Raw genomic sequence first — 3,500 nt, 5'->3', positions numbered from 1 at the left:
TCAGGTTGCCGTGCCATCGCCCACCTCCGGCGACAGCTTCTCAGCCCACCAGGCCGACCCGGCTACGACGCCAACGTTCTGCGACGAGGCACTAGCCTTCGTCGCGATCGCGTCCTGGCTGCTGTTGCGCACGCGCACCGGGAACTGGATCTTCGCGGTCGGCGGCGACCAGGGCTCGGCCCGCGCGGTCGGCGTCCCGGTGACCCGGGTCAAGATCGGGCTCTTCATGGGGGTCGCCCTCATGGCCTGGTTCCTCGGGCAGCACCTGTTGTTCAACTTCTCCACCGTGCAGGCCGGGCTCGGCGTCGGCAACGAGCTGATCTACATCGTCGCGGCGGTGGTCGGCGGCGCACTGCTGACCGGCGGCTTCGGATCCGCGGTCGGTTCCGCCCTCGGGGCGTTCATCTTCGGGATGACCACCCAGGGCATCGTCTACGCCGGGTGGGACCCGAACTGGTTCAAGGCCTTCCTCGGCGTGATGCTGCTGCTCGCCGTCCTGGTCAACCTCTACGTCAAGACCTCCGCGACGCAGCGGACGTGAAGGGAGTCGAGATGACGACCGGGACGACCACAACGCCGGGGACCGCGGACGGCCCTCACGCCGCGCCGCTCGTACAGCTGAGCGGCGTCGGTAAGACCTACGGCGCCGTACGGGCCCTGGAGGACATCGACCTGACCGTGCACGCGGGCGAGGTGACCTGCGTGCTGGGTGACAACGGGGCCGGGAAATCCACCCTGATCAAGATCATCTCTGGGCTGCATCCGCACACCGAGGGCACCGTCACCGTGCACGGCGAGCAGGTGCGGCTCGACTCGCCCCGCCAGGCGCTCGACCGCGGCATCGCCACGGTCTACCAGGATCTCGCGGTGGTCGCGCTGATGGAGGTGTGGCGCAACTTCTTCCTCGGCTCCGAGCTGCGGAAGGGACGGTATCCGCTGGCCCCGCTCGACATCGCCGCGATGCGCGAGATCGCCGACGCCGAGCTGCGGAAGATGGGGATCCACGTCACCGACATCAACCAGCCGATCGGGACGCTGTCCGGCGGGCAGCGGCAGTGCGTCGCGATCGCCAGGGCGGTCTACTTCGGAGCCCGGGTGCTGATCCTGGACGAGCCGACCGCGGCGCTCGGCGTCAAGCAGTCCGGAGTGGTGCTCCGGTACACCGCGGCGGCCCGCGACGCCGGGCTGGGCGTCGTGTTCATCACCCACAACCCGCACCACGCCAACCTGGTCGGCGACCGGTTCATCATCCTCAAGCTCGGCCGCCGGGTGCTCGACCGCCGGCGCTCCGAGGTGTCACTGGAGGAGCTGACCGCGGAGATGGCGGGCGGCCAGGAACTGACCGAACTCGCGCACGAGCTCAAGCGCTGACCCGCCCGGGCCTCGGCGGGCTACTTTGTCTTAACATACTGATCAATTTCGCTGCAGCTCCGAGGCGCGGCGCGGGAGCCGGACGAGTACGCCACCGTCGCGCATCTCGGAACCGACAGGATTGGACCACCATGAAGATCGGACTCATCGGGCTCGGCCGGATCGGCGCGTTCCACGCGCAGACCCTGGCCGACCTGGACGTCGTCGACGAGCTGATCGTCACCGACGCACGCAGCGGCGCCGTGGCGGCAGTGGCCGCCGCGACCGGCGCCACCGCGGTGGCCTCGCCCGGGGAGCTGCTCGACCGGAAGCCGGACGGCGTCGTGATCGCCGCCGCGACGGCCGCACATCCCGAGCTGCTGCTCGCCGCGGCCGACGCCGGCCTGCCCGTCTTCTGCGAGAAGCCGCTCGCCACCCGGATCGAGGACGGGGCGGATGTCGCGAGCAAGCTCGCCGGGCGCGACGAGCGCATCCACATCGGCTTCCCCCGTCGGTTCGACGCCGGGTTCGCAGCGGCCCGCGCCGCCGTCCGGGCCGGTGAGCTGGGCCGGGTGTTCACCGTCCGCGCGACCACGCTGGACGCGGCGCCACCGACCGCGGCGTACGTCAGGACCTCCGGCGGGATCTTCCGGGACTGCGCGGTCCACGACTTCGACGCCCTGCGCTGGGTCACCGGCCGCGAGGTCGTCGAGGTCTACGCCACCGGCGACGTGCACGGTGACCCGGTGTTCGCCGAGTCCGGCGACGTCTCCACCGGGCAGGCGATCCTGACCCTTGACGACGGTTCGCAGGCGGTGGTCTCGAACTCGCGTTACAACCGGCGCGGCTACGACGTACGGATGGAGCTGCACGGCGACGCCGACTCCATCGGGGTCGGCCTCGACACCGGGCTGCCGCTGCGCTCGGTCGAGCCGGGCGCGATCGTCCCCGACGACCGGCCGTACGAGACCTTCATGGACCGCTTCGCGCCCGCCTTCCGCGCCGAGCTGACCGCGTTCACCGAGCTGGTCGCGGGGACCCGCACGTCGCCGTGCACGGTCGGCGACGCACTGGCGGCCGACTGGATCGCCGAGGCCGCCACGCGGTCGCTGCGGGAGCACCGCCCCGTCCGCCTCGACGAGGTGGTCCGCTGATGCCGGGGCCCAGGATCGCGGGTGCGCCGATCTCGTGGGGGGTGTGCGAGGTGCCCGGCTGGGGTTACCAGCTCGCTCCGGACCGGGTACTCGCCGAGATGCGCGAGGTTGGCCTGGTCGCGACCGAGTTCGGCCCGGCGGGGTTCCTCCCCGACGCGCCCGGCGCGAAGGCCGCCACGCTGCAGCGCTACGGGCTGCACGCGGTCGGCGGGTTCACCCCGACGCTGCTGCACGTCCCCGGCCACGATCCGCTCCCCGTCGTCGACGAGCTGCTGGCCGGTTACGACGCCGCCGAGGCCGGGACGCTGGTGCTCTCCGCCGACTCCGGCGGCACCGGTTACGACTCCCGCCCCGATCTCGACGAACAGGGCTGGCGACTGCTGCTGTCCAATCTGGACCGGATCGCCGAGCACGCCGCCGCGCGTGGCGTCACCGCGGTACTGCACCCGCACGTCGGGACCATGGTGGAGACCGGTGACGACGTCCGGCGGGTGCTGGAGGGATCCGGGATCCGGCTCTGCCTCGACACCGGGCACCTGTTGATCGGCGGCACCGACCCGGCGGCCCTGGCCCGCCAGGCTCCGGACCGGATCGCGCACACCCACCTCAAGGACGTCGATCTCGGACTGGCCCGGCAGGTGCAGGACGGCAGGCGCACCTACACCGAGGCAGTGGGCCTGGGCATGTACCGGCCCCTCGGCGAGGGCGACATGGATCTGGCAGGCGTGTTGTCGCCTCTCGACGCACACGGTTACGACGGCTGGCACGTCCTGGAACAGGACACGATCCTGCACGGGCCACCGACCGGCGACGGCCCGGGCGCGGACGTCGCGACCAGCGTCGCGAACCTGCAAGGGGCGCTGCGTACCGGATGAGCGGTGCGCGGGCCGGCCGGCCGCTCAGCCTGAATCCACCGCTCCCTGTGGCGGTTGTTCTCGTTCTCTTTGTTGATCTTCGGGTGGGGTGTTGGGCATGGGCGTGCCTGGGACTGGGTTT

General features: G+C 71.4%; 3 protein-coding genes and 1 pseudogene. All 4 read left to right on the top strand.

What is annotated here, in order from left to right:
- Positions 1–541 (top strand): annotated as a pseudogene (locus tag AB0J24_RS28680) (hypothetical protein); the annotation flags it as partial.
- Between the two features lie 11 nt (positions 542–552).
- Positions 553–1,371: an ATP-binding cassette domain-containing protein gene (locus AB0J24_RS28675; RefSeq protein WP_358686996.1), complete on the top strand. Its 819-nt coding sequence runs from the start codon at positions 553–555 to the stop codon at positions 1,369–1,371.
- Between the two features lie 131 nt (positions 1,372–1,502).
- A complete protein-coding gene (locus tag AB0J24_RS28670) occupies positions 1,503–2,504 on the top strand; it encodes a Gfo/Idh/MocA family oxidoreductase (RefSeq protein ID WP_358686995.1) in 1,002 nt (333 codons plus the stop codon).
- Positions 2,504–3,379 (top strand): sugar phosphate isomerase/epimerase, encoded by an 876-nt coding sequence (locus AB0J24_RS28665; protein WP_358686993.1) that lies wholly within the window; start codon positions 2,504–2,506, stop codon positions 3,377–3,379. The genes AB0J24_RS28670 and AB0J24_RS28665 overlap by 1 nt, the downstream gene beginning before the upstream one ends.
- Positions 3,380–3,500: the final 121 nt, after the last annotated feature.

This window comes from Pseudonocardia sp. NPDC049635 (genome assembly GCF_040659795.1).
GTDB lineage: Bacteria > Actinomycetota > Actinomycetes > Mycobacteriales > Pseudonocardiaceae > Pseudonocardia.
Note: the sequence above shows the minus strand (reverse complement) of the source record. Positions and strands in the feature narration are given on the sequence as shown.